Raw genomic sequence first — 26,265 nt, 5'->3', positions numbered from 1 at the left:
GCGTAACAGATGGCCTGTTGTCTGCAATGGGCCGGGCAATCGAAAAGGGCGCCCGCGGATTGCACAACGCGGACGCCCTTCGTCGAACTGCCTACGTGCAAGCAGTCCGAACTAGTTAGTTGGCGCTATTGCCGTCGGCGTCGGCGCCGTTGCGGGTAGCGTCGGCCTTCTGCTCGCCAGCCGCGCGGGTGGCGTCCGCGGCGTTGTCGGCATTGGCCTGCATGTTGTCGGCCGCATTGTCAGCGTTCGCTTCAATGGCGTCCGCGGTGTTCTCGGCATTGGCCTCGATATTGTCGGCCTTTTGCTCCTGCGGGCTCTGGTTGCAGGCGGCGAGCGATCCAATGCCGAATGCCAGCGCCAAAACGGTGAATTTTCTCACGATGATCTCCCTGGAGAATTGTCAGTCTGCGACATGCGCCCGGCAATTACGCGCGACTCTCGGCAACGTTCCAGAAAGGTAACGACGCAAGCCTCAGGAGGCGCCGAGCTTGGCCTTATTGTCCTCGAACACCGGGATGGCGGTTTCGATCTCGTCGGCGAGCTGAAGCAGGGACTGGGCGGCTTCGGCGTCCGAAGCCTCGGCCGCAAGCTCGCGGCAGCGCTCCGCCTTGGCACGCAACTTGGCGATAATCTGGGAGTCCATGGTACTCGACCTCCGAGACCAAATTGCAACGGCCCAGCTTTCGGGGCGCTGAACGGCCTGCAGGCAAGCTCCGATGAAAAAGGCCGGCACTCCTGCAGGAGCACCGGCCCTTCCATGAAATCAGCCGTAACGGCTAATTACATGCCATTGACCTGTTGCGCGTTGACGTCGGCATTATCGATCGCCTGCTTGGCGTTGTCGCCCGCGTTGCGCAGCGCGTCAGCCTGGTTCGCCAGGTTCGCGGCCTCGGCGTTGGTCGCCGCATTATCGGCGGCCGTGTCGAGCGCGTCAGCGGCGTTTTCCATGTTCTCCTGGACGTTCTCGCCCAGCGAATCATCGCCTTTGCCGCCGCAGGCCGAGAGGGCCAAGGCAGCAGCGCCGACCAGCGCGAAAGAAATCTTCCTCATGCAATCATCCCCTTATGGTTTCGCGGCGGCGGGTAAGCCCAAGCCACTGAACGGTTCCAACGCCATCGCTTTCGTAACGGTTCCGCGGTGGCTAGCTTTTGTCAATTGCTTGAAGAAAAGGGCGTAAAACCTTATCTAAGGGGGGCCGGGTAACCGGCTATGTCGGTAGATTGTCGGGTAGAATAGGCATTTCGGACCCGGGGGGCAGTACCCCGGCGCCTCCACCAGCAGCGGTGGAAATCGAGCGGGGAATCCGCCGCTGCTGATGGGGGCGAAACAGGATCGACGAGTGCAGTAAATGCCCGGTTGCCGATCGGTATGAGACCACCGTGACGGCTCATTCACACAAGTGCCAACGATAACGAGGCTCTTGCGATTGCTGCGTAACTGACGGCCTAACGGTCTGAAGTTACAAAGACAAAAGCGCGGTTGGACCCCGCCGGGCAACAGAAGGGGAATCCAGCGGTTCGGGAGGCACCGGGCAACAGAAGCCTCCCACTTTTCCCTCTCTTGCCAACAACGCGCAGGTCGCACAGTTTCCCGCCTCGATTTTCGAGGGGGAAACACATGTCCATTCGCCACCTGACTCTCGCGCTCGGCCTTACCGTTGCGCCGGCCGCCTTGCTCGCTGCGCCGGTTCCGAAGGAGCAGCTGATGAAGCCGCCTGCCGATGCGACGCACTTCGTCGTCGTTTCGACCGCCGGCAAGCACGGGGACGAATATCGCTGGACGCTTCCGGACGGCAGCACCGCCTATCGAGAATCCATTCTGTTGCGGGGCCTGGTGTTCGAGACTGACATGGTGATCCATGCCGGCAAGGACGGGATGCCCGACAAGGTCGAAGTCCGCGGCGTGACGCCGAGCGGCGATGCTGGTGAAACTTTCTCGGTCGTCGACGGGCTGGCGCGCTGGAAGAGTCCGGTCGACGAGGGCCAGACAACCTACAAGTCGCCGGAATATTATGTGTCCAACGGCGGCACTTTCCTGAGCGGCGATCTGCAGGTCGCCAAGCTGCTCGCTGCCGGTCCCAAGGGACTTACCCTGCTGCCCTCCGGTCGTGGCGTGATGCAGGAGGGGCCATCGCTCGAAGTCGCCGGCCCCAAAGGCACGCAGAAGGTGAGCCTGCGCTTCATGACGGGCATTTCGCAGTCGCCGACCCCGGTCTGGGTCGACGCCAAGGGGCAGTTCTTCGGGTCGATCGGCGCCCTGTCCCTGCTTCCAGCTGGCTATGAGGGCAATCAGGTCGCGATGCAGAAAGTGCAGGACGACGCCATCGCGGCAATGTCCCCGAAGATCGCGGCCAAGTTCCTGACCGCCGAAGCCAAGAAGCCCATTCTGTTCCGCAACGTCAAAATCTACGACGCGCTCGGAAAGAAGTTCGTCCCCGGCCAGAATGTCGTCGTCAGCGACGGCAAGATCACCATGGTCGGCGAGATGCTGCCGAAACTACCCGCCGGCGCCAGGGTCATCGACGGCGCAGGCAAGACTTTGGTTCCCGGCATCTGGGACAGCCACATGCATGTCAGCGACGACTTCAACTTGCTGAGCGAACTGGCGCTGGGCGTGACGTCGGTCCGCAATCCCGGCGGACCGATGGAGCTGGAGGTCAGCCAGGCCAAACGCCGCGCGGCTGGCACATTGCTGGGGCCCGAGGCTTTTTCGTCGATCATCGTCGACGGCAAGGGGCCGCTATCAGCGCAAGGCAGCACGACCGTGTCGAGCCCTGAGGAGGCGATTGCCGCCGTGCACAAAATCAAGGACGCCGGACTCACGGCGGTCAAATTCTACACGTCGATGAATCCGGCCTGGATCAAGCCGGCCGCGGACGAGGCGCACAAGTTGGGCCTGCACGTTCACGGCCACATCCCGGCGGGCATGCGGACGATGGACGCCATCAACGCCGGATACGACGAAATCACCCACATCTATTTCGCGACAATGGAAGCGATGCCCGACGAGGTAGTCGCCAAGTCGAACGGCCTGATGCGGATGCTGGGGCCGGGCAAGTATTTCAAGGACGTTGACCTCAATGCCGAGCCGATGAAATCGCTGATCGCGACGATGGCGGCGAAGAAGATCGCAGTCGATCCGACCTTGGTGGTGGTGGAAGGCGTGTTGACGGCCGAAGCGGGCAAGGTCGGCGCGCCTTACACCGCGTATGTCGGCACGCTACCGCCCGCGACGGAGCGCGGGTTCAAGTCGGGGCCGCTGCCGCTGCCGGAAGGAACCACCCGCGAGGACGTCACCACGAGTTACCGGCATATGCTGGACTATGTCGCCACCATGTATCGCGCCGGCGTGCCTATTGTCGCCGGCACCGACGGGTCGGGGCTAGAGATCGTGCATGAGCTCGAACTTTACGTCGACGCTGGCCTGAAGCCGGCCGAGGCGCTGACGACCGCGACCATCGACGCCGCGCGCAACGTCCATGCCGACCAGCGCACGGGTTCGATCACTGTCGGCAAAGAGGCCGATTTGCTGCTCGTCGACGGCGACGTCGAGGCGAACATCGGCAACCTCCATCATGTCGACAAGGTGGTGCTGGACGGCGCGCTGATGGACGGCGACGCGCTGCGCAAGGAAGCCGGCTTCAGCGGCCGGCCAAAGTAAGGCCTACCGCTTTCGCAGCTCGTCCCTGATCTCGGCCAGCAGATCCAGTTCCGTCGGGCCGGCTGGAGCGTCCTCGGCCGGCTTCTTCATTTTGTTCGCCTGGCGGACGATGAGGAAGACGACGAAGGCGAGGATCAGGAAGTTGATGGCCACAGTCACGAACTGGCCCCAGCCGAGCACTGCGACGCCGGCTTCCTTGAGAGCCGCGTAGCTGGTCGGGTCGCCCTTGAACGTGTCCGGTATCGGCCCGAGCAGGATAAAGTGATTGGCGAAGTCGAGGCCGCCGAAGATCGCACCGACGACCGGCATGATGATGTCGTTGGTGAGGCTGGTGGTGATGGTGGCGAAGGCGGCACCGATGATGACGGCCACTGCCAGGTCGAGGACATTGCCCTTGGCGATGAAGTCGCGGAATTCCTTCAGCATGCTTACCCTCCATGCGTCGCGTCGACCGAGACTAGCGTTCGCGGGCCGGAATGAAAGTATTTCGGGCCAATGTGTGTTGTCCGACTAGGACAGCTATTGAATTGCCGTTGCGGGCCTCTAGATTCGCCTTCGGAACATTTTGCATGAGGGGGACTGCACCCATGACCGTTGTTCGTCGAATTGGACTTCTTGCTCCGCTCGCCGCCGTCAGCGTTGCCGGCTGCGGCATCAACTCGGTCCCGACGGCCGAGGAAAAGGTCAACGCCGCCTGGGGCAACCTCCAGGCCGATTATCAGCGCCGCTCCGACCTGATCCCGAACCTTGTCGAGACGGTGAAGGGCTATGCCGCGCAGGAGAAATCGGTGCTGATCCAGGTCACCGAGGCACGCGCCAAGGCCGGCAGCGTCCAGCTCAGCGCCTCCGACCTGGAGGATCCGGCCAAGGTCCAGGAATTCGCCAACGCCCAGGCGCGCCTGTCGGCGGCAATCATCCCGCTGCAGCGGATGCAGGAGGCCTATCCGGACCTGAAGTCGAACCAGAACTTCCTGGCGCTTCAGGACCAGCTGGAGGGCACGGAGAACCGCATCAACACGTCGCGCCGCGACTATAATGAGGCGGTCCAGGCCTATAACACGCGCATCCGCACCTTCCCCGACGCCATCGGCGCCCGAGTCTTCTACGGCGCCAAGCCGAAGGTGCCGTTCCAGGCGGCGGCGAGCGCGCAGGAAGCCCCCAGCGTCAACTTCAACACCGCGGGGTAAAGGCATCGGTGCGGCTGCTTCCAGTCGCTTTGCTCCTGGCAGCCTGCGGCAGCCCAGCTGCCGCATGGCAAGCCAAGGAGGGCGGCGTGGGGGCGGTCGCCGCCGACGTCGTTCTGACCGGCCATGTCGTCGATGATGCAGACTTTTTGTCACCTGCCGCTGAAGAGCGGATCACTGATCGGCTCGATGCGCTTGAGCAGGCGACCACGGACCAGGTGGTCGTCGTGACGCTTGAGACGCTTCACGGCGCGTCGATCGAGGATGTCGCCCATGACCTCGGCAACCGCTGGGGATTGGGGCGCGAAGGCGTCGATAATGGCGTCCTGCTGATCGTGGCGCGCGACGAAGGCAGCATCCGGCTGACCGCCGGCACCGGCCTGGAATCCATCCTGACCGATGAAAGAACCCAGGCCATCGTCAACGAGATGGGCCCGAAATTCGACCAGAACCTGCCGGTCGACGCGATCGAGACCGCGGTGACCGAGATCGACCGATTGCTCAGGAGCAATCCCAAGCGCCCGATCAGGGCGGGAAAGAAGGCGTCATGACAGTGATCCGCTATCTGGCAGCAATCTGGCTGGCGCTTTTCGCGCTGCCGGTCGCCGCGCAGAAATTCCCCGCTCATGGCGATTCGCCAGTCGTCGACCAGGCAAACATCCTGTCGCCGGCGCAGAAGCTCGACCTCGATTCCAAGCTTCGAGCCAATTACGCCAAAACCGGGTTTGCGCTGGTCGTCGCGACCGTGAACAGCCTCGAAGGCTATTCGATTGAAGATTACGGCTATCGGCTCGGCCGCTACTGGCAGCTCGGCGACAAGGACAAGGACAATGGCGTCATCCTGCTCGTCGCGCCGAACGAGCGCAAAGTCCGGATCGAGACCGGCTACGGCGCCGACGATTATCTGACGGACGCCGTCAGCGGCCTCATCATCCGGCAGCAGATCATTCCCAAGTTCAAGGCGGGCGACATGGGCGGCGGGATCGTCGCCGGCACGGACGCGCTGATCGCGAAGCTGCAGCTGCCGCCCGAGGAAGCGAAGAAGCAGGCGGCCGCGGTGGCGGCTGCCGAGAAAAAGCGGCAGGCGGACGTCAACCCGATTCCGGTGGTCTTCATCGTCGTCATTTTCTTCGTGATCATCAGCTCGATCGCCAGGCGGGCCGGCGGCAAGCGCTATCGCCGTCGCAGTGGGATCAGTCCCTGGGTCGTGCTCTGGGGCTTGAATGAGCTCAGCAGAGGCTCGCGCGGTTCGAGTTGGGGCGGTGGCTCCGGCTGGGGCGGCGGTGGCGGCGGTGGCGGCGGAGGATTCGGCGGCTTCGGCGGCGGCGGGTCCTTCGGCGGTGGGGGAGCATCGGGATCATGGTAATGCGTTTAAACGAGGCGGACCGTGACCGCGTCAGCGCCGCGATTGCCGCCGCGGAAGGGACAACCGCCGGCGAGATCCTGGTCGCGGTCACTGACACGAGCGATCCCTATCACGACGTCGCGCTCCACTGGGCGGTATTGGTGCTGATCGCCGTACTGGCATGGGCGGCGGCATGGCCATCGGCGCTGCAATGGTGGTGGGGGACGCTGTTCGGCGACTGGGGAGCGGAGCCATCATTAAGGCAGCTGCTGACCTTCCTGATGGTGCTTGCCGTGTTCAAGTTCACGGTCGCGCTCCTGATCCTGAAATACCGGCCGCTGCGGCTGGCGCTGACGCCCGGACAGACGAAGACGCGGCGCGTGCGGCGACGGGCGGTGAGCGTGTTCAAATCAGGCGCCGAACGGCGCACGGCGGGCCGGACCGGGATCCTCATCTATCTGTCGATGGCCGAACGCCGGGCGGAGATCATTGGCGACGAGGCCATCACGTCGGTGACGACGCCGGAGACCTGGGGCGAGGCCATGCACGCGTTGCTGACTGACGTCCGCGAGGGAAAAGTGGCGGACGGAATGGTCGCCGCGATCGAGCAGATCGGCGTTGTCCTGGCCGAGCATTTCCCGCGCGCGCCCGACGACCGGAACGAGATCCCCGACAAGCTCATTGAGCTCTAAATGGCCGTTCGACCAGCTCAGGATGATCGGATTCAAGAGCCGCCCGAGGTCCAGTGGGCGGGCAAATATATCCGCATCGTGAAGCGCGGCGGCTGGGAATATGTCGAGCGCTGCAGCGGCATGAGTGCCGTCGTCATCCTCGCCGAGACCGACGGCAAAATCATCCTTATCGAACAGTCGCGTGTGCCGTTGGGCGGACGAACCTGCCTGGAATTGCCGGCCGGGCTGGTCGGCGACGAGGACGACAAAGGGGTCGAGGAAACGGCGGTCAAGGAGCTTGAGGAAGAGACTGGCTACACGGCCGAGCGGATCGAACGGCTGGGCTTTTTCTACAGTTCGCCGGGAATGGTGGCTGAGGGCTTCGACTTGGTTCGGGCGCATGGCGTGAGGCCCTGCGGCACGCCGACAGAGTTTGGCATCGAAACGCATTTGGTTGAGCGCGACAAGGTGGCCGAGTTCGTCGAGCAGCGGCGGGCGGCGGGCGTCGCGATCGACGTCAAGTTGTTGCTTTTGCTTGCCTCGTCCATCCTTTAGTCGAGGGTGCCGACCGTTCATCGACATCAAAGTTGCGAGGGGTCTGGCGCGGCCCCTATAAGCTCGCGCGAAATTTCCAAATCCGGGAGTGGGGATAATGAAAGTGATTCTGTTGGCGGGCGCGGCTGCGCTCGCAATGGCCGCGGCGGTGACGCCGGTCATGGCCGCTGAGACTGCCGCCGCGGCGTCGAGCGCCGCGGTTCCGAACAATCCGCTGCTGGCCGACTGGACCGGCCCCTATGACGGCGTTCCGCCGTGGGATAAGGTGAAGCCGGAGCTGTTCGACGAGGCGATTCAGTTCGCCGTCGACGAACAGAAGCGCGAATATGACGCGATCGCCAACAATCCGGCGCCGCCGACCTGGGAAAACACCATCGACGCCGGCGAGAAGGCTGGCCAGCGGCTGGGGCGGGTGCTGACCCTGTTCGGCGTGATGACCGACAACATGTCGAACGACGCCTATGTCGCGCTCGACAAGAAGTGGTCGCCGAAGCTGTCGGCGGCGTTCGACGAAATCACACTCAACCCGAAGCTCTTCGCCCGAACCAAGGCGCTGTACGACCAGCGCGACAAGCTCGGCCTCGATGCCAAGCAGATGCGGCTGCTGACCCGCCAGTATGACTCGTTCGTTCGCAACGGCGCCAACCTCAATCCGGCGCAGAAGGCGGAGCTGACCAAGTACAACCAGGACCTGTCCTCCGCTTTCTCCGACTTCAACTCAAAGCTGCTGGCCGATGAAGCCAAGTTCACGCCGGCGAGCGAGGCCGAAATGGCCGGCGTTCCGCAGGACGTGAAGGACGCGGCCGCCGCTGTCGCCAAGGCCAAGGGCCTTCCGGCCGGCACCTACGCCGTCCGCAATACCCGTTCCGCCTTCGAACCGATCATGACGTTCGGCACCGATCGCGCTTTCCGCGAGAAGATCTGGACCAAGTTCGTCAATCGCGGTGACAATGGCGATGCCGACGACACCAACGCGACGATCGCCAAGATCGTGAAGCTGCGCGCCGACCGTGCGCACTTGCTGGGTTTCAAGAACCACGCCGAGTACCGGATGGCTGACACCATGGCCAAGACGCCTCAGCGCGCGATGGACCTGATGATGCGGGTCTGGACGCCGGCCGTGGCGCGGGTTCACGAGGAAGTCGCCGAGCAGATGCAGTTCGCCAGCAAGGACGGCCTCAAGGAAATCAAGCCTTGGGATTACCTCTATTACGAGGAGAAGGTCCGCAAGGCGAAGTACGACCTCAGCGAAGAGGAAATTAAGCCCTACTTCGACCAGGCTAATCTGCTGAAGGGCATGCAGTGGGCTGCCGAGCAGCTTTACGACCTGCACTTCGAGGAAAACACCGGCAAGGTTCCGGTGTTCAACCCGGACGTCCGCACGTTCGAAGTCACCAATGCGAAGACGGGCGAGAAGATCGGTCTGTGGTACCTCGACACCTTCGGCCGCGAAGGCAAGCGCTCGGGCGCCTGGATGAACACGTACCGCAGTCGCGCTCGGCTACTGAACGACAATCTGGTGCTGGCGTCGAACAACAACAACTTCAACAAGCCGGAGCCGGGCAAGCCGACATTACTCAGCCTCGACGACGCCTCGACCATGTTCCATGAGTTCGGTCACGCCATCAATTACTTCCTGGTCGACGTGAAATATCCGTCGCTAGGCGGATCGCAGCGCGACTTCGTGGAATATCCGAGCCAGGTGAACGAGAATTGGCTGCTGACGCGGCCGGTGCTCGAAAAGTATGCGATCAACTACAAAACCGGGCAGCCGATGCCCGCCGCGCTGGTCGACAAGATCAAGAAGGCCGAGACCTTCAACCAGGGCTACGCCACGGTCTCCTATCTATCGTCGGCGTTGGTCGACATGAAGCTGCACCTCGATCCCAACGGTGTCGTCGATCCGGACGCGTTCGAGAAGAAGACACTGGCCGAGCTCGGCATGCCCAAGGAGATGGTGATGCGGCACCGCCTGCCGCAGTTCGGGCACCTCTTCTCGTCCGACGCTTATTCGGCCGGCTATTATTCCTACCTGTGGTCCGAGACGATGGACGCCGACACCTGGGCGGCGTTCGAGGAAGCCGGCAATCCGTTCGACCGGACCATTGCCGACAAGTTCCGCACGCTGCTGCTGTCCACGGGCAACGAGACGGACCGCGCGGAGGCCTATCGCGCGTTCCGCGGCCGCGACCCGGACGTCAAGGCGCTGCTGAAGCGTCGCGGCTTCCCGACGAACTAAGTCAATTCAAGGCAAAGAAAAGCCCTCCCCAGCGCATTGCCGGGGAGGGCTTTTTGTTTGGGCGACGACTTAGCTCGCCGATGGACCGGCGAAAGTATCGATCAGCACATCCAGCTGAGCGCTGCAGTCGTTGCGGATGAAACTCTGCGCCAGGCCCTCGAGGCCCGCCGGCACCGGCTGGATCAGGTGCGCGGTGTAGCTGACGTTCGAGGCGCCCCCGACGATCTGATAGCGGCCGCCCGCAGCCACTGGCACTTCAGTCGGCCAGTTGGCGATCGTCTGGCCGGCGTTGAACTGGACCTTGCCGGCCTTGCCGCTGGCACTGTCGGTCACCGTCACGGTTTCGGCACCGCCGCCAGCAGCCCGATAGATGCCAAGATCGGCCGGGTTGGCGAAGCACAGGTTACCCGAGCGGGCGAGGTCCGCCTGCCAGACGTTGCGGCCCGCGGTCGCGCCGGTCGGCACCCCGCGGACGGCCCCGACGCGGCTGCGGCGGTTGGAGTTCTGGTCGGTCAGGGCCGCAAGCGCCGACGTGGTATTGGTCGATGCCGAGGCCGTGGCGCTGAACTTGCCCGGCCCCTTGAGAGTACGGGTGCCGCGGCTGTCGAGCAGGACGACGACGTCGTTGGCCTTGAGGTTGATGGTCTGGGCCTCTGGAATGGCCTTGCCGGCCGGAAAGGCCTTGGCAGAGGGACCGGAGGAACGAACAACGAGAACCGCGGCCTCAGCAGCAGCGGCAACTGACGCGATAGCCAGCGCGCAGCCGGCAATAACCAACTTCTTCATTCTACTTCTCCCCTAATACGAAGTGGCCGCCAGGACCTGCCTGGAGCAGCCGGTATGCGAAAGCGGACAAAGCCGGGTCGTTGGGACGGGAAGCGGCGATCGCCTCGATCGCATGCAGTGCCTCCTTGTCGCCTGAATCAAACTGTTCCCACAGCCGGGTAAGTTCGGCGCGGACTTCAGCATCCATGTCGGTCGCCGGCTCCCAGACCGTGATTGGGACCGGGCGACCGGACAATACGATGCGGCCCATCGGCCGAAGGATGTCGGCAGTCGTAATGATCTTGCGAACCTCCTCGCTGATCAGTGCCGCGCTCTTCAAATATTTGTTCGCCCCCTCGAGGCGGGCGGCCGTGTTCATGGCGTCACCGAGGGCAGTATAGCTGATCCTGCCCTCGCCGCCGAAATTGCCGACGATTGCGTCACCGTGGTGAAGGCCGATGCGGGTGCGGCCGAGCCGGGCCCGGTCGGCATTATCCTTGCCGAAATTGCGGGTGAAATCGAGCATCGCCAGGGCAGCGGCGACGGCGCGCTCGCCGTCGTCTGGGCGGGCGATCGGCGCCCCCCAGAAGGCGACGACAGCATCGCCGACGAACTTGTCGATCGTCCCGCCATGGTCGAGCACGATGTTGCTCATGCCTTCGAGATAGGCGTTGAGGATCGACGCCATTGTCTCCGCGGGAAGCTGGGTCGAAAGGTTGGTGAAACCCTGGATGTCGGTGAACAAAGTGAACAGCGGCAAGCGCTCGCCGCGCAGGGTCAGTTTGTTGGGATCCTTGAGGATCTGGGCGGCGATATCCTTAGGCAAATATTTGCCGAGCGCCGATTGGGCGAAGCGCTTCTGGTCGGAGCCCATCGCCTTCACCGTCGCCTCGGTCGCCATGTAGGCGAGGAGCCAGCCTGCGATCCAGCCGAAGGCCGGCAGGCCCTGCGTATCGATGCCCTGAAGCTCGAACAGGAAGGGGACGGTGAAGAAGAAGGCCAGTTGCCCCATGATAACCAGGGTCAGGTAGCCCGGCCGGATATCGATCATCGAGGTGAACGTGCCGCAAAGCACGACGAAGAAGGCGACGATCCAGAGCGCCGCTCCGGCGACGCGGCCGGGAAGCCGGCCATCGAGCAATTGCGCAATCATCGTCGCGTGGATCTTGAGGCCCGTCGTCGGCTCATTGCTGAGGAGGGAGGCGGGAGTGTCGAACTGGTCGAGGTCTGGCAGGTCGCCGCCGATGAGGACATACTTGCCTTTCACTTCATTGCCCAACATCGCCGCGCCTTCCGGTGTCGCAAAGAGGTCGATTGGCAGGCTGGTGAAGACTTCGCGTTGATCCTGCGTGCCGAAGCCGACAGGCGCCCGGTAGAGCACGCTGCCGCGATAATTCTCCGCGCGCGTCATGCCAGTCATGGCGACCGGCATGAACGGCGGCAGGTCGCGATATTGTGCGGGCCAGTTGCGCATCACATTGTCATTGTCTGCCTCAAGCCGGATCGAAGTCTTGCGGACGTTCGGATTGCCGATCTGCTTGACGAAGTTCGCCATGAACTCCTGCTGCCAGACGTCGACATCAAAGCTGTTGTGCGCGTTCGTGGCGAAGCCCAGCCAGACAGGTGTCTTCATGTCGTGAAGCGCCTTCACCAGCAGGGGGTCGTCGGGCTGGGCCTGATCGATCAGGATGTCGATGCCGATCGACCTGGCCCCCATCTTGTCGATGTTGGTCAGAGCATTGGCGAGGGTCGTGCGGTCGAGTGGCGAGCGCTCCCCCGTCGTCCGCTGCGTATCCGGCGTGAACGGGATGAGGATGATTCGCTTGTCCTGCTCGACCGGCTTGCGCAGCGAAGCGGTCAGCGAGCGGGTGTCGTAGAGGGCGCGCTCGGCATTGCGCATGAACGCCTTGACGCCGGGGACGTCATGGCCGGCGATTTCCAGGTCCCAGGACGAACGAGCGATGAAAATGGCGAAGAGCACAAAGACGATGGTGACGATGCGGCGGGCCAGCGGCACGCGCGCCAAGTCCTCGCGTACCGCCGCGAGGGTCGGCTTCGCCTGTTCGGTCAGCGGGTCCGCCGCGTTCCGCCAATGGGGCGCCTTGTCCATGCGTCTAGCCGCGACGGCTCCGTCGCGCGCGCGCAAAAAGGACTGCCAATCGAAGCATCACCGTCCCCGCCGGTCCCCTGAATCAAGCCGAGTCGTGTTGGTTAAGAGGCGTTTAACCCCTGGTAAGAAAATTTGCGAGTTAACGCGAGGGGGCTGAGTCCCACGCGGGGACTCTTAAAGGCGGGCGGATTCCGCCTGTTTCCAGGCCAATTCGGCGAGAGGATCGGTGACGGCCGCGGTGGCTTCGGCATGGGCCGAAGAGGCGCTGCCGCGGGCAAGGCGGCCGCGGATGCCATGACAGATGGCGGCGAGGCGAAACATGACAAAGACGGCGAGATAATCGACATGGGGCAGGCCGTCGCGGCCGGTCCGGCGGCAATAGGCTTCGATATATTCCTTCTCGCTGGGGATGCCGAGTTCGTCGAGGTCGAGACCGGCGAGGCCGGTGAACATTCCGGCGGGCATGCGATACATCATCAGATGATAGACAAAATCGGCGGCCGGATCGCCAAGTGTCGACAATTCCCAGTCGAGGACGGCGGCGACGCGAGGCTCGTTCGCCGCGAAGATCATATTGTCGCAGCGGAAGTCGCCGTGGACCACGCGGGAGTCGCCGCTGTCGCCGGGCAGGTTGGCGCGCAGCCAGGCGACGAGCCGGTCCATGGCGGGAACGCGGCCGGCCTCGACATCGCCTTCATATTGCTTCGACCAGCGGGCGACCTGGCGCTCGACGAAACCGCCGGCGCGGCCGTAGTCGCCAAGGCCGATAGCCTGGGGGTCGAAGCTGTGAAGCCGGGCGATGGTCGCGTTCATCGCGTCGAAGTGGGCGGCTCGCTCCTGTTTCGACATGCCGGGGAATTGCGCTTCCCAGACGATGCGGCCCTCGACCATGTCCATGACGTAGAACGGAGTGCCGATGACGGTTTCGTCTTCGCACAGGCCGTGGACGCGCGGGACCGGAAAGGCTGCGGCGCCAAGCGCGGCGAGGACGCGATATTCTCGGTCGACAGCATGGGCGCCGGGCAGGAGTTTCCCCGGCGGCTTGCGCCTGAGGACGTAGGAACCGGACGGGCTGTCGAGCCTATAGGTCGGGTTGGACTGGCCGCCCTTGAACTGCTGGACCGAGAGCGGGCCGCGGAAACCGGCGACATTGCCTTCCATCCAGAGGACGAGAGCGGCTTCATCGAAGCGAAGGCGCTCGGAAACCTCGCGCGTACCGCTGTTCGCTTCGGTTCGGTTCATTCCGCCGATGTAGGCGGTGAACCGCAGGCCTCGCAACGCGTTCCTGCGCCATGCCCCGGTTGATCCACCTCTCCGACCTGCATTTCGGCGCCCACGATCCCCTGCTGGTCGAGGCCGTTGAACGGCGTGTCGACGAGGAAAAACCCGACCTCGTCATCATCAGCGGTGATTTCACGCAGCGGGCGCGGACCGACCAGTTCAAGGAAGCATGTCGGTTCCTGGAGCGGCTGAAGGACGCTGGCCACGAGGTCCTGGGCGTACCCGGTAATCACGATGTGCCGTTGTACGACGTCCTGCGGCGTTTCCTGTCGCCGCTGACCCGTTACCGGCGGTACATCGACGAGACGTTGTGCCCTTTCCAGGAGATCAAAGGGGCCGCGGTGCTGGGCATCAACACGGCGCGGTCGCTGACGTTCAAGGACGGGCGCATCAGCCACGAGCAGATGGACTTCATCCGCCGCACATTCGAGCGGGCAACGGACGTGCCGCGTATCCTGGTCACCCATCACCCGCTGTTCGCCTTGCCGGTCGGCGATGAATCGGAACCGGCTGAAGCCGTCGGTCGGCAGGAATTGGCGCTGGACGCCATCGCCGAGGCGGGGGTCGATATCCTGCTCGCCGGGCATATTCACAAGGCTTCGGCCGAGGCTCGCGATCTGGCGACGCGGGCGGGCGGGGCGCTGGTCATCCAGGCGGGCACGGCTACATCGACGCGGCTGCGTGAAGAGGCGCAAAGCTTCAATCGCATCGATGTCGAGGGCGACCGCGTGACGCTAATCGTCCAGACCTGGAACGGGACTGAATTCGTGGCTGGCGACGAACAGACATATGCCCGGGGGGGAAATCATTGGCGGCTGGCGCATCGGCCGGTCGAAGCCGAGCCTGCCGATTGAGCGCTTGAACCGGGGGCGGGCTGGGGCCTAGGGAAAGGTATCACTGGGGGAGATGGAAATGACCGAGGCGGCACTGAGCGACAAGAAGCTGGAGCCGTCCCAGTTCGACCTCCAGGAATTCGTTCGCAGGGTGCTGGCAGAGGACATGGGCTCTGGGGGCGACGTCACATCCGACGCGACCATAGACGCCGACGCCCGCTTTACCGCAGAGATGAATTGCCGCGAGCCGATCACCGTCGCCGGCCTCGACATCGCGATCGCCTTCTTCCGTTCGCTGGACCGCGAGGTGCGGATCAAGAAAGAGGTCAACGACGGCGACACCGTCCCCGCCGGCACGATCCTGATGCGGCTGGAAGGCAATGCGCGCGCAATGCTGTCGGCGGAGCGGTCGGCTCTCAACACGCTGCAGCATCTATCCGGGATTGCGACGCTGACCCGGCGCTATGTTGATGCGATCGATGGCGCGGGCGCGATCCTGCTCGACACCCGCAAGACGGTGCCGGGCATGCGCCTGCTAGGCAAATATGCGGCGCGCATGGGCGGGGCGCACAATCACCGCATGCGGCTCGACGACGGCATGCTGATCAAGGACAATCATGTTGCGGTCTGCGGATCCGTCGAGACGGCAGTGAAGAAGGCGGTTGCCGCCAATAAGGGCCTGCAGATCCAGGTCGAGGTCGACCGACTGGAACAGATCGAGCGGGCTCTGGCCGCAGGCGCGGATCGGTTGCTGCTCGACAACATGAAACCCGACATGTTGCGCGAGGCAGTGAACATCGTCGATGGGCGCGTGCCGCTCGAGGCGTCTGGCGGGGTTAACCTCGACACGATCCGCGGCATCGCCGAGACTGGTGTGGATTTCATCTCCGTCGGCCGGATCACGCAATCGGCGCCAGCCGTCGACATCGGCCTCGACTATTCCCTGCAAAACTTCGCCGGGTGATGGTGGCGTCGGCAAAGTCGCCGACAGCCAACTGCTCTATGCTCGTACGGACCGTAACGTCTCCGGAATAACCCGTATGGCTCGTGTGGGGCCTCGCGCGCACATGCGCGAGTGCACAGGGGAGCCGGAGGAGGCTTACCGATGAACACTCTCAAATTTGCACTTTGCGCGGCGCTCCTAGCCGCGATGCCGTCAATCGCCGACGCTCGGGGTGGGCATGGCCACGGCGGCTGGAACGGCGGCCACGGCGGCTGGAGCGGCAGGCACGGCGGCTGGAACGGTGGCCACGGCGGCTGGGGATATCGGGGCTACGGATATGGCTACGGCGGTTGGGGTTACCGCGGCGGCACTTATGTGCGCATCGGCTATTATCCATATTCTTACGGCTACGGCGCCTACTACCCGGGCTATGCCTACCCCTATTATCCGTATCCGTACGGTTATTACGGCTATGGCTACGGCTATCCGCCAGCCTATCCTTATGGTTATGGCTATCCGGGGTACGCGTACCCTGGCGGCTATGCCTATCACGGCTATCATTGCGGCGATCCGGCCGCCGGCGCGGTTGTCGGCGGTGCGGCTGGAGCAGTCCTCGGGGCAGCGGCTGCTGGCCACGGCGATGCCGGCGCCGGGGCGGCGATCGGCGGTGCGGTAGGCGCTGTTACGGGAGCGGCGGTGGCTTCAGGCCACTGCTAGGCAAACGCCTCGTAGCATTTCATTTTCCCAATAAGCGTTTCGCTCCTATATGGGCGCCGAACGCTCAAGGAGAGGCATGTTGTTTAAGGGCCTGAAGCCCATCCTGTACGGCGGCCGCGAGGTCTGGCCGCTGGTCGAAGGCGGCAAGGGCGTTTCGGCGACCAACCACGCCAGCTCGGGTGCATGGGCCGCTGCGGGCGGGATCGGCACGGTGAGCGCGGTCAATGCCGACAGCTATGATGCTGAAGGGCGTATCATCCCTCAGGTCTACAACGCACTGACCCGCCGCGAGCGTCATGAAGAGTTGATCCGGTACGCCGTCGACGGCGCCGTCGCACAGGTTCAGAAGGCCTATGAAATGGCCAGCGGCAAGGGCGCCATCAACATCAACGTTCTGTGGGAAATGGGCGGCGCACAGCGTGTCCTCCACGGCGTGCTCGAGCGGACCAAGGGTCTCGTCAGTGGCGTTACCTGCGGCGCGGGCATGCCCTACAAGCTCAGCGAAATCGCCGCCTCATACGGCGTGCATTACCTGCCGATCATCAGTTCGGCCCGCGCCTTCAGTGCCCTGTGGAAGCGTGCCTACCACAAGGCTGCGGAGTGGCTGGCGGCGGTCGTTTACGAGGATCCCTGGCTGGCGGGCGGTCACAATGGCCTGAGCAACGCCGAAGACCCGCGCAAGCCGCAGGATCCTTACCCGCGCGTTGCTGCACTTCGCGCCACGATGCGTGAGAACGGCATCGCCGACAGCGTCCCCATCGTCATGGCCGGCGGCGTCTGGCGGCTCGACGAGTGGAACGACTGGATAGACAACCCCGAACTCGGGCAGATCGTCTTCCAGTTCGGCACCCGGCCGCTATTGACGCAGGAAAGCCCGATCCCGCCCGAATGGAAGGCGCGGTTGATGACGCTGGAGGAGGGCGATGTCCTGCTCCACCGTTTCTCGCCGACCGGCTTCTATTCCTCGGCCGTGCGCAATCCGTTCCTGCGGGCGCTGGAAGCGCGGTCGGAACGACAGATCGCCTTCACCAAGGACTCCCTGGGCGACCATCATTTCGAGCTCGATGTCGGCCTCAATGGCCGCAAAAATTATTGGGTTACCAAGGGCGATCTGCAGCATGCGCGCGAATGGTATGGCGCCGGCTATACTGAAGCCGTGAAGACGCCCGACGAGACGCTGATATTCGTCACGCCGGAAGAAAAAGCCGTCATCCGCAAGGACCAGGCCGACTGCATGGGCTGCCTCAGCCAATGCGCTTTCTCGTCCTGGGCGGACAATGAGAAGAATTCGACCGGTCGTCTGGCCGATCCTCGCAGCTTCTGCATCCAGAAGACGCTGCAGGACATCGCTCATGGCGGCCCTGTCGAACAGAATCTGATGTTCGCCGGCCATGCCGCATTCCGCTTCAAGTCCGACCCCTTCTATTCGAACGGGTTCGTGCCGACCGTGAAGCAACTCGTCGACCGTATCCTGACGGGGGCTTGATGCTGAAGCAGGGGGTTTTGATTGCCGCGCTGCTGTCGCTCGCGGCGCCCGCGGCCGCGCAGGAAAAGCAGCCACCCTATTGGGCATCGATCGCCAGCGGCGAGGCCATGATGCGCACGGGCCCGGGCAAGAATTACCCCGGCGTCTGGCTTTACAAGCGCCGCGACCTGCCGGTGCGGGTTGTCAAACTCTATCCAAACTGGCGGCTCATCGAGGACCCCGATGGTACGCGCGGCTGGATGCTGGTGACGCTCCTCAGCGATCGGCGCACGGCGATCGTCAAACCCGGAGAGCCGCGAAAGGTCCACGAGCGCGCCGATGACTCTAGCCGGGTATCGTACCTCCTGGAGCCCGGCGTGGTGGGGCGTATCGACAAGTGCGCCGACGGCTGGTGCCGGATCGCCGTCGACAAACGCGTAGGCCGTATTCACACATCCGACCTCTGGGGCGTGAGTGAGAAAGAAGTCGTCGAGTAAATATAAGCTACAGAAAATGTTTCGCAACCGAAACGAAGTATTCCCTAAGCAATTGTTCCCAGATCGGCGTGCTCTTTCAGCAACAACTCAAATTAATTGAAATTGTGATGGAACCGTTTCTTTCGGTCCCTTGTTCCCCGACCGGTTCTTAGTGTGCGTGCCACCCCGGCGCGCGAGCGAAAAGGGGAATCCAGATGACATTTTCCGCATCCCGTGGCCGCCTGTTGGCGGGTGCATCCTTAGCCATTGGTTTGACGATGGCCGCCGCTACGCCAGCCCAAGCGGATTCTGCCTGCGTTACGTCAAGTTCGCTTCCCTTCGGCTTCCTCGCTACGTGCACCGACGGCAACGGCAACGGCACTAACGATACCCAAGCCACGAGCGGCATCGCCCAGACTATTGGGTCGGCGCTAGCGGTGGTGGATACGTCTGGCGACTTGAACTCCAGCGTCACTAACGGGTACATTGAATCCACGACTGCGGGCCGAGGCGTGTTGCGCTTCGATAGCACGAATGCCTTTACCTACACGGGGACCGGCTCGACTTTGGTCGGGCAGGCAGGCGCGACTGGCGCGACGATCCTCAGCATTACCGCGCCCAGCATTACAGCTAACACCGGCACGATTACGTCCATCGGTGCCGGTTCGACTGCTTTTTCTGCGACGGCCAATGGCGGAGCAGGTTCTGGCGGGGTCAATGTCACCGTCGATGGAGACATTACGTCTGCCGGGCCGGCTGTCGTTCTGTCCACGACCAATGCGGCGGCCACCGGCAATGTCCTGCTGACCTCCACAGCGGGGAACACCATAACCTCCACCGGGGGCGATGCAGTCTCGGTCAACAATAGCGGCACGGGCACCACGACGATCAACCTTGGCGATGATGTATCCACCACCGCCGGCTATGGCGTTATCGTCACCAATGCCGCCGGATCCGGCGCGACGAGCATCACCGTGGACGATGTCACCGGGTCGATCGATGGCATTCATGCACTGCTCAATAACACTGCCGGCGACCTGACAATCGTCGCGAACGGGGCGGTCACGGGTAGCAATCTTGGCTTCAATAATGGCGTCTGGGCCGAGCTTGGCGCCGGATCGACGGGCAACATCTCGATCACCAACAACGACAGCTTCAACGGCTTCTACGGCGTCTCGACCACCAATAATGGTTCGGGCAACATCATAATTTCCGGCGATGGCGACTACATCGGTGCCGGTAACGGAGGCCGCACGCTCTATGCCGTCAGCACCGGCGGCGGCGATGTTACCATCACGGGCAACGGCATTGTTACGGGCGCCCTCCAGGGTACGATCGTCGGACAGTCCAACGGCGGCGATATCAGCATCACTCGGGGCGGAGCGATCTCCGGCCTGACCGGTATCGAAGGTTATACGACGGGCGCTGGAACGGTCAGCGTAATTACGACTGCCGGCGGCACCGTCAACGCAACCGGCGGCAATGGCGTTACAACGACGGCGGTCGATGGCCTTACCACCGTCAACGTCGCAGGCGCGATCACCGCTGCTGGCACCGGCGTCAGTTCGACGGCCACCGGAACCGGCGGTCTCAACATTACGACCGGCGCGATCACGACGACGGCGGGTGACGCCATCGATACTTCGACGACGACCGGCAATCAGGTCATCAATGCCAACGGTACAATCAACGCCAACGTTGGTGGCATCAGCGGCACCTCAACCAGTGGCGCCATCACGGCCAACGTAAACGGCAACATCACGTCTGCTGCGAACGGAGTCACCCTGTCATCGTCAGGCGCCAAGGTCGTAAACGTTTCGGCGACCCGGACGATCGACAGCACCGCCGGCAACGACATCACGTTCAACGGAGGCGGTGCCGGAACCGTCAACAACAGTGGCACCATCGGCGCGACGACAACCGGGACTGCCGTAGCCACGGGCACCTCAACGGTCGTAATCAACAACAGTACTGGCGGCGTCATCAATGGCGTTGTCTTGCTGACCGGCGGCGGTGCCGACGCGTTTAACAACACAGGCACGTTCAACACCGCAGGCGCGAATGACTTCGGTGCGGGCGCTGACATCCTTACCAACAATGCGGGTGGCCTTGTGGTCGCCAGCACGGGGACGTCATTCCTCGGCCTTGAGACCCTGAACAACGCCGGCACCTTGTCGGCTAACGCAGGCCTGTTGTTCGACGCGGGCAACACCGCGGTGACCAACACCGGCACGATGAACGTCGGTGGCACGATCGACTTTCTCGGCGGCGCCGACAGCCTGACGAACAGCGCCGCAGGAACAGTCAATGTAAATAGTAACACGACGCTTGCAGGCCTTGAGACGCTGACAAACGCTGGTCGGCTGAATCTCAACACCTTCGTTCTGACTGGTCCGGCAATCGCGTTCACGAATACCGGGACGATCGACACTAACGGCAATGCCGGGCTCGCTGGCTTCACGAGCTTCAGTAACGCCAGTGTCCTGGATCTTGGACCGGGCGTGTTCACGACGGTCGCGGGCACGTTCACCAACAGTGGGACGATCCTGGCAGACGAGGGCACGAGCTCGATCACCGGGCAGACGACGTTCGCCAATACGGGAACGATCGACCTGCAGGACGGCGCAGTCGGCGACCAACTGACCATCAACAGCCCGTTCGTCGGCTCAGGTGGGTCGACGCTTGCGGTCGACTTCAGCGACACGACTGCGGACCTGCTGACGATCATCGGCGCGGCCAGCGGCACAACGGCAGTCGACGCCAACTTCGTCGGCGGCGGCCTCATCAACCTCACCGGCGTGCAAGTGGTCGATGCCACAACGGCAACGGCGGGGGCGTTCGTCCTCGGCGACCTGACCGGTTCGAGCCCACTGGTCGATGTCAGCCTGCTGCAGTCGGGAGGCGACTTCTTCCTCGTTTCCGTACCAAATGCAGCGGCCTTCAGCCCGCTGGCGGTCAACAATCTGATGGCGACCATGTGGTACCAGAGTGCCGACGAGGTGTTCGCCGAAACCACCAAGCCGGCCACGACGGTCGGCTTTAGCTACTGGGGTGATGTTTACCTCAGCCGCGACAAATATGGCGATCATGATGACACCGTGTCTGTCGCCGGCGTCGATTTCGATGTCGACAACCGACTGAAGACCAAGCGGCACGGCATCCAGCTGGGCGCCGATTACGGCTGGGGCAATGCCCGGGCCGGGATCACCGCCGGCTATGCCTGGGCCAAATCCGATAACGAGAGCAACGATCTCACCGACGTCGGCCTGAAGGCCCACGGCTGGAATATCGGGCTCTATGGTCAATTTGGTGGCCTCACCGGGTTCCATGGCGAGGCGCTGGCCAAGTACGACAAGTATACCGGCGAGTTCGACTCGGGAGTGTTCGACGGCGTGGATGCCGACTTCCATGAGTTCGGCCTGGACGGCGCAATCGGTTATCGCTTCGGCATGGGCGGAATGACGATCGATCCCTCGATCGGCATCAGCCATGTCGTGTCGAAGGCCGACGACATCGACGCGTTCGGCTTCAGTTACGACCTTGGCAAGGTCACCTCGACCCGTGGCCGGGCCGGTGTCCGTGCGGTGTTTGGCGGCGGCATCGCCCCCTATGCCGAGGCGACCGTCTACCATGAGTTCAATGGCGATGGAGACGTCGACGTGTTCGACGGCGCCAACGTCTACAACCTCAACACCAACGGCAATGCCACCTGGTTGCGGCTTGAGGCCGGTCTCAGCGGTAACGACGGCCCTGGACCGATCCTGGCGCTGTGGGGCGACATTGGCGACAAGAAGGGCTTCGGCCTGAGGGCCGGCTGGCGCCTAGGCGGCGCTGCCGAAGTGGTTGCTCCGCCGCCGCCGCCTCCGCCTCCGCCGCCGCCACCACCTCCGCCGCCGGCAACCCAGACCTGCCCGGACGGCTCGGTGATCCTGGCGACGGACGCCTGCCCACCGCCACCGCCACCGCCGCCGCCGCCGCCGGAGCCGGAACGCGGCTAAGCAAATCCGCGGCTGCTACCGCTCTTGCGGCAACAGCGCGGTACCTGGGGAGCGGCGGTCTCGCGAGAGGCCGCCGTTTCCTTTTGGGCGTTTGACTTGATCTGCCTGACGGCGCAGGACTCCGGCCCTTCCGGGAACAGGGGGCAGGGCCATGGGGCAAATCCATCTTTCGCGGCGGACATTCGCCGGAACCGGTCTGGCATCGGCGGGGCTGGTTTTGGCGACAGGCGCACGCGCATTCGCCGAGCGGCCATTAACCGCCGAGTCGCCGTTGGGCCCGTTCTTCCCGCTATCGCCGCCCGCAGAAAGTGATGCGGACCTGACATGGCTGAAGGGCCATTCGAAGCGGGCGAGCGGGCAGGTGATTGAAGTGACCGGTCGTGTGCTCGACGAAAAGGGGAATCCGATCGCCGGCGCCCGGCTCGACCTCTGGCAGGCCAATGCGGCGGGGCGCTATGCTCATCCCAGCGACCCGGCAGTTGCGCCGCTCGATCCTGATTTCCAGGGTTTCGCCTCGATTGTCAGCGATTCAAAGGGTGACTGGCGGATCGTGACCATCAAGCCCGGCAGCTATGACTCGCCGATTGGACGCCGCACGCCGCACATCCATTTCGACATCCGGGGCAAGATCCAGCGCAATATCGCGCAGCTCTATTTCCCCGAGGAGGCGAAGCTCAACGCGGGCGACATGCTCTACAAAGGACTGGGTTCGGAAGCGGGAACCAGCGTCGCTGTCCGCAACACCAACGACCCGAACAAATACAATTGGGACATCGTCCTGATGGGATGAACGCGGGGGCGCTCATGAGATTTCTGACGGCATTTATAACTGGAGTTTTGATGATGACGGGCAACGCCTCGGCACAAATCGAGCGGATTGGTGAGCCAAGTTTCAACGGAGAGCGGCTGCCGTTTTCGAGCGCAGTCCGCGCGGGCGACACGGTCTACCTCTCGGGCTCTCTCGGCATTGGCGCAGATGGCAAGCTCGGCGAGGGCATTGCGGCCCAGTCCAAGCATGCGATGGACGGCCTCGGTGCCGCGCTGAAGCAGGCCGGGCTCGGCTGGGGCGATGTCGCCAAATGCACGGTGTTCCTGGCCGACATGAAGGACTGGCCGGCCTTCAACCAGGTCTATGTCACCTACTTTCCCGACGGCAAATTTCCGGCGCGCTCGGCATTCGGCGCCAACGGGCTGGCGATGGGAGCGCTGCTCGAGGTCGAGTGCATTGCCTACGACCCCAGGAAATAGGCGCCCTCGGGCCAGCCTCCCTCTGGCTTAGACCAGTTCGACAGCCACCGCCGTCGCTTCGCCGCCGCCGATGCAGAGCGTGGCGACGCCGCGCTTCAGGCCCTTGCCCTTGAGCGCATTGATAAGCGTGACGATGATACGGGTGCCGCTGGCGCCGATCGGGTGACCGAGCGCGGTGGCGCCGCCGTGGACGTTGATCTTGTCGTGCGGGATGCCGAGGTCTTTCATCGCGAACATGGCGACGCAGGCGAAGGCTTCGTTGACTTCCCAGAGGTCGACGTCGCCAACGCCCCATCCGGCTTTCTTCAGCACCTTGTCGATGGCGCCGATCGGGGCGACGGTGAACTGCGCCGGTTCCTGTGCATGGGCGGCGCTGGCGACGATGCGGGCGACGGGCGACAGGCCCTGTTCGGACGCGGTGGACTCGCGGGCGAGGACGACCGCGGCGGCGCCGTCCGAGATCGACGAGCTGGTCGCGGCGGTGATCGTGCCTTCCTTGGCGAAAGCGGGCTTCAGCTGCGGGATCTTGTCGGGGCGGCCCTTGCCGGGCGCCTCGTCGGTATCGACGACGGTGTCTCCGGCGCGGCCCTTGATGGTGACTGGAACGATCTCGTCCTTGAAGCCGCCATTGTCGATTGCCGACTTGGCGCGTGACAGGCTCTCGATCGAGTAATTGTCCATGTCTTCGCGAGTCAGCTGATATTCGTCGGCGGTGCACTGGGCGAAGGTGCCCATGGCGCGACCGGGCTCGTAAGCGTCCTCAAGGCCGTCGAGGAACATATGGTCATAGGCTGTGTCGTGGCCGATACGCGCTCCCGAACGGTGTTTCTTCAGCAGATAAGGGGCGTTGGTCATCGACTCCATGCCGCCGGCGACGATGAGGTCGGCGTTGCCGGCCTTCAGCGCTTCTTCGCCCATGATCACCGTCTGCATGCCGGAGCCGCAGACCTTGTTGACGGTCGTCGCCTGCACCGATTTGGGGAGGCCCGCCTTGATCGCCGCCTGCCGGGCAGGGGCCTGGCCGAGACCGGCCGGAAGCACGCAGCCCATGTAGATCCGGTCAATGTCGTCGGGCTTCACACCGGCGCGCTCGACCGCGGCCTTCACGGCGGCGGCGCCGAGATCGGTGGCGGCAACATCGGCAAGCGAGCCCTGCATCGCGCCCATCGGCGTACGGGCATAGGAGAGGATGACGATGGGATCTTCGGCGGTGGTGGCCATGGCTTTGCCTCGCGGAGCTTTGATGTTGCAGCGCACATAGGGAGTCGGGGCGCTCTGTAAAAGCCTCTAACGCTCTGCTAGCGACGCGGCCAATCAGGGAGAACCGCATGTCCATGCCCGGCCTCGAATTCGATCTCGGCGAAATGGCCGATACCATCCGCGACACGACGGAGCGGTTCGCGCGTGAGCAGATCGCGCCGATCGCGGCGGAAATCGACGAGAAGGACGAATTCCCCAAGCACCTCTGGCCGCAGATGGGCGAGCTCGGCCTGCACGGCATTACGGTCGAGGAAGAATGGGGCGGCCTTGGCCTCGGCTATCTCGAACATGTCGTCGCGCAGGAGGAAGTGGCGCGGGCCTCGGCATCGGTGGGCCTCAGCTACGGCGCGCACTCCAACCTCTGCGTCAACCAGGTCCGGCGCTGGGCAAACGAGGACCAGAAGAAGAAATACCTCCCCAAGCTGATCAGCGGCGAGCATGTCGGCAGCCTGGCGATGAGCGAGGCGGGGGCAGGCAGCGACGTCGTCTCGATGAAGCTGAAGGCCGAGAAGTCGGGCAATGGCTACAGGCTCAACGGCACCAAATTCTGGATCACCAACGGCTCCGACGCCGACGTGCTGGTCGTCTATGCCAAGACCGGCGAGGGCAGCCGCGGCATCACCACCTTCCTCATTGAAAAGGGGATGGAAGGCTTCTCGATCGGCCAGAAGGTCGACAAGCTCGGCATGCGCGGCTCACCGACCGCCGAACTGGTGTTCGAGGACTGCTTCGTCCCCGCCGACAACATCATGGGCCCGGAAAATGGCGGCGTCGGCGTGCTGATGAGCGGCCTCGATTATGAGCGCACCGTGCTTGCCGGCATCCAGCTCGGCATCATGCAGGCCTGTCTCGATACGGTCATGCCCTATGTCCGCGAGCGCAAGCAGTTCGGAACACCGATCGGCAGCTTCCAGCTGATGCAGGCCAAGGTCGCGGACATGTATGTCGCGCTCAATTCGGCGCGCGCCTACGTCTACCAGGTCGCCAAAGCTTGCGATGCAGGCAAGACGACGCGCTTCGACGCGGCCGGCGCCATCCTGCTGGCGAGCGAAAGCGCGGTGAAGGTCGCCAATGAAGCCGTGCAGGCGCTTGGCGGGGCCGGTTATACCAAGGACTGGCCGGTCGAACGCTACTACCGCGACGCCAAGCTGCTCGACATTGGTGCGGGGACGAACGAGATCCGCCGGATGCTAATTGGGCGGGAACTGATCGGGGCCTGAGCCGCCGGGCGTAACGTAAGCGGAGCGCAGCGAGCGTCGTTACGCGAGAGATGGCGAAGGCCGGACGGCCTGCCCGCCCTGGCGGGACAGGACCGACGGCGCGGATTTACTCCGCGCCGGCCCGCCGAATGTTCACAGTGACGAGCCGCGTTTCCCGCGGCCAAAGTTCACTAAAGTCACCCTCACGGCGTGCGCGTGCGCGGGTTCGCACGCGTGTGTGCGCGGGGGGACGATCATAACGATGCGAATGAGCCATTGGCTCGTTTGCATGGGCAATGGGCTGTAGGACAGGGAA

Annotated in this window: 24 protein-coding genes and 1 other RNA gene; 17 read left to right on the top strand and 8 right to left on the bottom strand. The window is 63.6% G+C overall.

Annotation, left to right across the window (positions count from 1 at the left end; genetic code table 11):
• Window positions 1–115: 115 nt before the first annotated feature.
• The 3 genes from LZ536_RS04290 to LZ536_RS04280 form a co-directional block, all read right to left on the bottom strand.
• Complete coding sequence (locus LZ536_RS04290; RefSeq protein ID WP_249847067.1) at window positions 116–379, bottom strand: hypothetical protein; 264 nt, start codon at window positions 377–379, stop codon at window positions 116–118.
• 93 nt (window positions 380–472) lie between these two features.
• Window positions 473–643 (bottom strand): hypothetical protein, encoded by a 171-nt coding sequence (locus LZ536_RS04285; protein ID WP_249847066.1) that lies wholly within the window; start codon window positions 641–643, stop codon window positions 473–475.
• A gap of 137 nt (window positions 644–780) precedes the next feature.
• Window positions 781–1,050: a hypothetical protein gene (locus LZ536_RS04280; RefSeq protein WP_249847065.1), complete on the bottom strand. Its 270-nt coding sequence runs from the start codon at window positions 1,048–1,050 to the stop codon at window positions 781–783.
• 105 nt (window positions 1,051–1,155) lie between these two features.
• On the opposite strand from LZ536_RS04280, the gene ssrA reads away from it, so the two are divergent.
• Both ssrA and LZ536_RS04270 read left to right on the top strand, forming a co-directional pair.
• Window positions 1,156–1,512, top strand: a transfer-messenger RNA (tmRNA) gene (ssrA, locus tag LZ536_RS04275).
• A 105-nt stretch (window positions 1,513–1,617) separates the two neighbouring features.
• On the top strand, window positions 1,618–3,660 hold the full coding sequence (locus LZ536_RS04270) for an amidohydrolase family protein (RefSeq protein ID WP_249847064.1): 2,043 nt from the start codon (window positions 1,618–1,620) through the stop codon (window positions 3,658–3,660).
• A gap of 3 nt (window positions 3,661–3,663) precedes the next feature.
• Here LZ536_RS04270 and mscL read toward each other — a convergent pair whose 3' ends face one another.
• Window positions 3,664–4,086, bottom strand: a complete 423-nt coding sequence (gene mscL, locus LZ536_RS04265; protein WP_249847063.1) for a large conductance mechanosensitive channel protein MscL — start codon at window positions 4,084–4,086, stop codon at window positions 3,664–3,666.
• A gap of 161 nt (window positions 4,087–4,247) precedes the next feature.
• Between mscL and LZ536_RS04260 the strand changes: the two genes are divergently transcribed.
• The 6 genes from LZ536_RS04260 (at window position 4,248) to LZ536_RS04235 (ending at window position 9,654) form a co-directional block, all read left to right on the top strand.
• Window positions 4,248–4,847: a LemA family protein gene (locus LZ536_RS04260; protein ID WP_249847062.1), complete on the top strand. Its 600-nt coding sequence runs from the start codon at window positions 4,248–4,250 to the stop codon at window positions 4,845–4,847.
• An 86-nt stretch (window positions 4,848–4,933) separates the two neighbouring features.
• Window positions 4,934–5,395, top strand: coding sequence for a TPM domain-containing protein (locus tag LZ536_RS04255; protein WP_249847061.1), 462 nt, complete (start codon window positions 4,934–4,936; stop codon window positions 5,393–5,395).
• Entirely contained in the window at window positions 5,392–6,210 is an 819-nt protein-coding gene (locus tag LZ536_RS04250; RefSeq protein WP_249847060.1) for a TPM domain-containing protein, read from the top strand. Before LZ536_RS04255 ends, LZ536_RS04250 begins: the two co-directional genes overlap by 4 nt.
• Window positions 6,210–6,881: a TPM domain-containing protein gene (locus LZ536_RS04245; protein ID WP_249847059.1), complete on the top strand. Its 672-nt coding sequence runs from the start codon at window positions 6,210–6,212 to the stop codon at window positions 6,879–6,881. Before LZ536_RS04250 ends, LZ536_RS04245 begins: the two co-directional genes overlap by 1 nt.
• Window positions 6,882–7,415: an NUDIX hydrolase gene (locus LZ536_RS04240; protein ID WP_249847058.1), complete on the top strand. Its 534-nt coding sequence runs from the start codon at window positions 6,882–6,884 to the stop codon at window positions 7,413–7,415. It begins immediately after the preceding gene.
• A 97-nt stretch (window positions 7,416–7,512) separates the two neighbouring features.
• A complete protein-coding gene (locus LZ536_RS04235) occupies window positions 7,513–9,654 on the top strand; it encodes a M3 family metallopeptidase (protein WP_249847057.1) in 2,142 nt (713 codons plus the stop codon).
• A 69-nt stretch (window positions 9,655–9,723) separates the two neighbouring features.
• Here LZ536_RS04235 and LZ536_RS04230 read toward each other — a convergent pair whose 3' ends face one another.
• The 3 genes from LZ536_RS04230 to LZ536_RS04220 all read right to left on the bottom strand — a co-directional run bounded on the left by LZ536_RS04230 (window position 9,724) and on the right by LZ536_RS04220 (window position 13,771).
• A complete protein-coding gene (locus tag LZ536_RS04230; protein WP_249847056.1) occupies window positions 9,724–10,440 on the bottom strand; it encodes a hypothetical protein in 717 nt (238 codons plus the stop codon).
• A gap of 1 nt (window position 10,441) precedes the next feature.
• A complete protein-coding gene (locus LZ536_RS04225) occupies window positions 10,442–12,529 on the bottom strand; it encodes an adenylate/guanylate cyclase domain-containing protein (RefSeq protein WP_249847055.1) in 2,088 nt (695 codons plus the stop codon).
• 174 nt (window positions 12,530–12,703) lie between these two features.
• Window positions 12,704–13,771, bottom strand: coding sequence for a phosphotransferase family protein (locus tag LZ536_RS04220; protein WP_249847054.1), 1,068 nt, complete (start codon window positions 13,769–13,771; stop codon window positions 12,704–12,706).
• Window positions 13,772–13,821: 50 nt separating this feature from the next.
• Between LZ536_RS04220 and LZ536_RS04215 the strand changes: the two genes are divergently transcribed.
• The 8 genes from LZ536_RS04215 (at window position 13,822) to LZ536_RS04180 (ending at window position 23,490) form a co-directional block, all read left to right on the top strand.
• On the top strand, window positions 13,822–14,664 hold the full coding sequence (locus LZ536_RS04215; RefSeq protein WP_249847053.1) for a metallophosphoesterase family protein: 843 nt from the start codon (window positions 13,822–13,824) through the stop codon (window positions 14,662–14,664).
• Between the two features lie 58 nt (window positions 14,665–14,722).
• Window positions 14,723–15,607: a carboxylating nicotinate-nucleotide diphosphorylase gene (gene nadC, locus LZ536_RS04210; protein WP_249847052.1), complete on the top strand. Its 885-nt coding sequence runs from the start codon at window positions 14,723–14,725 to the stop codon at window positions 15,605–15,607.
• 141 nt (window positions 15,608–15,748) lie between these two features.
• Window positions 15,749–16,303 carry a hypothetical protein gene (locus LZ536_RS04205; RefSeq protein ID WP_249847051.1) on the top strand — a complete coding sequence of 185 codons (555 nt, stop codon included), beginning with the start codon at window positions 15,749–15,751 and terminating at the stop codon, window positions 16,301–16,303.
• 79 nt (window positions 16,304–16,382) lie between these two features.
• Entirely contained in the window at window positions 16,383–17,789 is a 1,407-nt protein-coding gene (locus LZ536_RS04200) for an NAD(P)H-dependent flavin oxidoreductase (RefSeq protein ID WP_249848554.1), read from the top strand.
• On the top strand, window positions 17,789–18,265 hold the full coding sequence (locus LZ536_RS04195) for an SH3 domain-containing protein (RefSeq protein WP_249847050.1): 477 nt from the start codon (window positions 17,789–17,791) through the stop codon (window positions 18,263–18,265). The genes LZ536_RS04200 and LZ536_RS04195 overlap by 1 nt, the downstream gene beginning before the upstream one ends.
• A gap of 194 nt (window positions 18,266–18,459) precedes the next feature.
• On the top strand, window positions 18,460–22,242 hold the full coding sequence (locus tag LZ536_RS04190; RefSeq protein WP_249847049.1) for a beta strand repeat-containing protein: 3,783 nt from the start codon (window positions 18,460–18,462) through the stop codon (window positions 22,240–22,242).
• Window positions 22,243–22,393: 151 nt separating this feature from the next.
• Complete coding sequence (locus LZ536_RS04185; protein ID WP_249847048.1) at window positions 22,394–23,032, top strand: protocatechuate 3,4-dioxygenase; 639 nt, start codon at window positions 22,394–22,396, stop codon at window positions 23,030–23,032.
• A gap of 50 nt (window positions 23,033–23,082) precedes the next feature.
• The gene (locus tag LZ536_RS04180) at window positions 23,083–23,490 is read left to right on the top strand and encodes a RidA family protein (RefSeq protein ID WP_249847047.1); all 408 of its coding nucleotides are present in this window, start codon (window positions 23,083–23,085) and stop codon (window positions 23,488–23,490) included.
• A gap of 27 nt (window positions 23,491–23,517) precedes the next feature.
• Here LZ536_RS04180 and LZ536_RS04175 read toward each other — a convergent pair whose 3' ends face one another.
• Complete coding sequence (locus tag LZ536_RS04175) at window positions 23,518–24,711, bottom strand: acetyl-CoA C-acyltransferase (protein ID WP_249847046.1); 1,194 nt, start codon at window positions 24,709–24,711, stop codon at window positions 23,518–23,520.
• 113 nt (window positions 24,712–24,824) lie between these two features.
• Here LZ536_RS04175 and LZ536_RS04170 point away from each other — a divergent pair, with 113 nt between their 5' ends.
• On the top strand, window positions 24,825–25,970 hold the full coding sequence (locus tag LZ536_RS04170) for an isovaleryl-CoA dehydrogenase (RefSeq protein ID WP_283938463.1): 1,146 nt from the start codon (window positions 24,825–24,827) through the stop codon (window positions 25,968–25,970).
• Window positions 25,971–26,265 lie beyond the last annotated feature (295 nt).

It is taken from the genome of Sphingomonas alba, from assembly GCF_023516555.1.
GTDB classification, from domain to species: domain Bacteria; phylum Pseudomonadota; class Alphaproteobacteria; order Sphingomonadales; family Sphingomonadaceae; genus Sphingomicrobium; species Sphingomicrobium album.
This window is presented reverse-complemented; position numbering and strand designations above follow the sequence as displayed.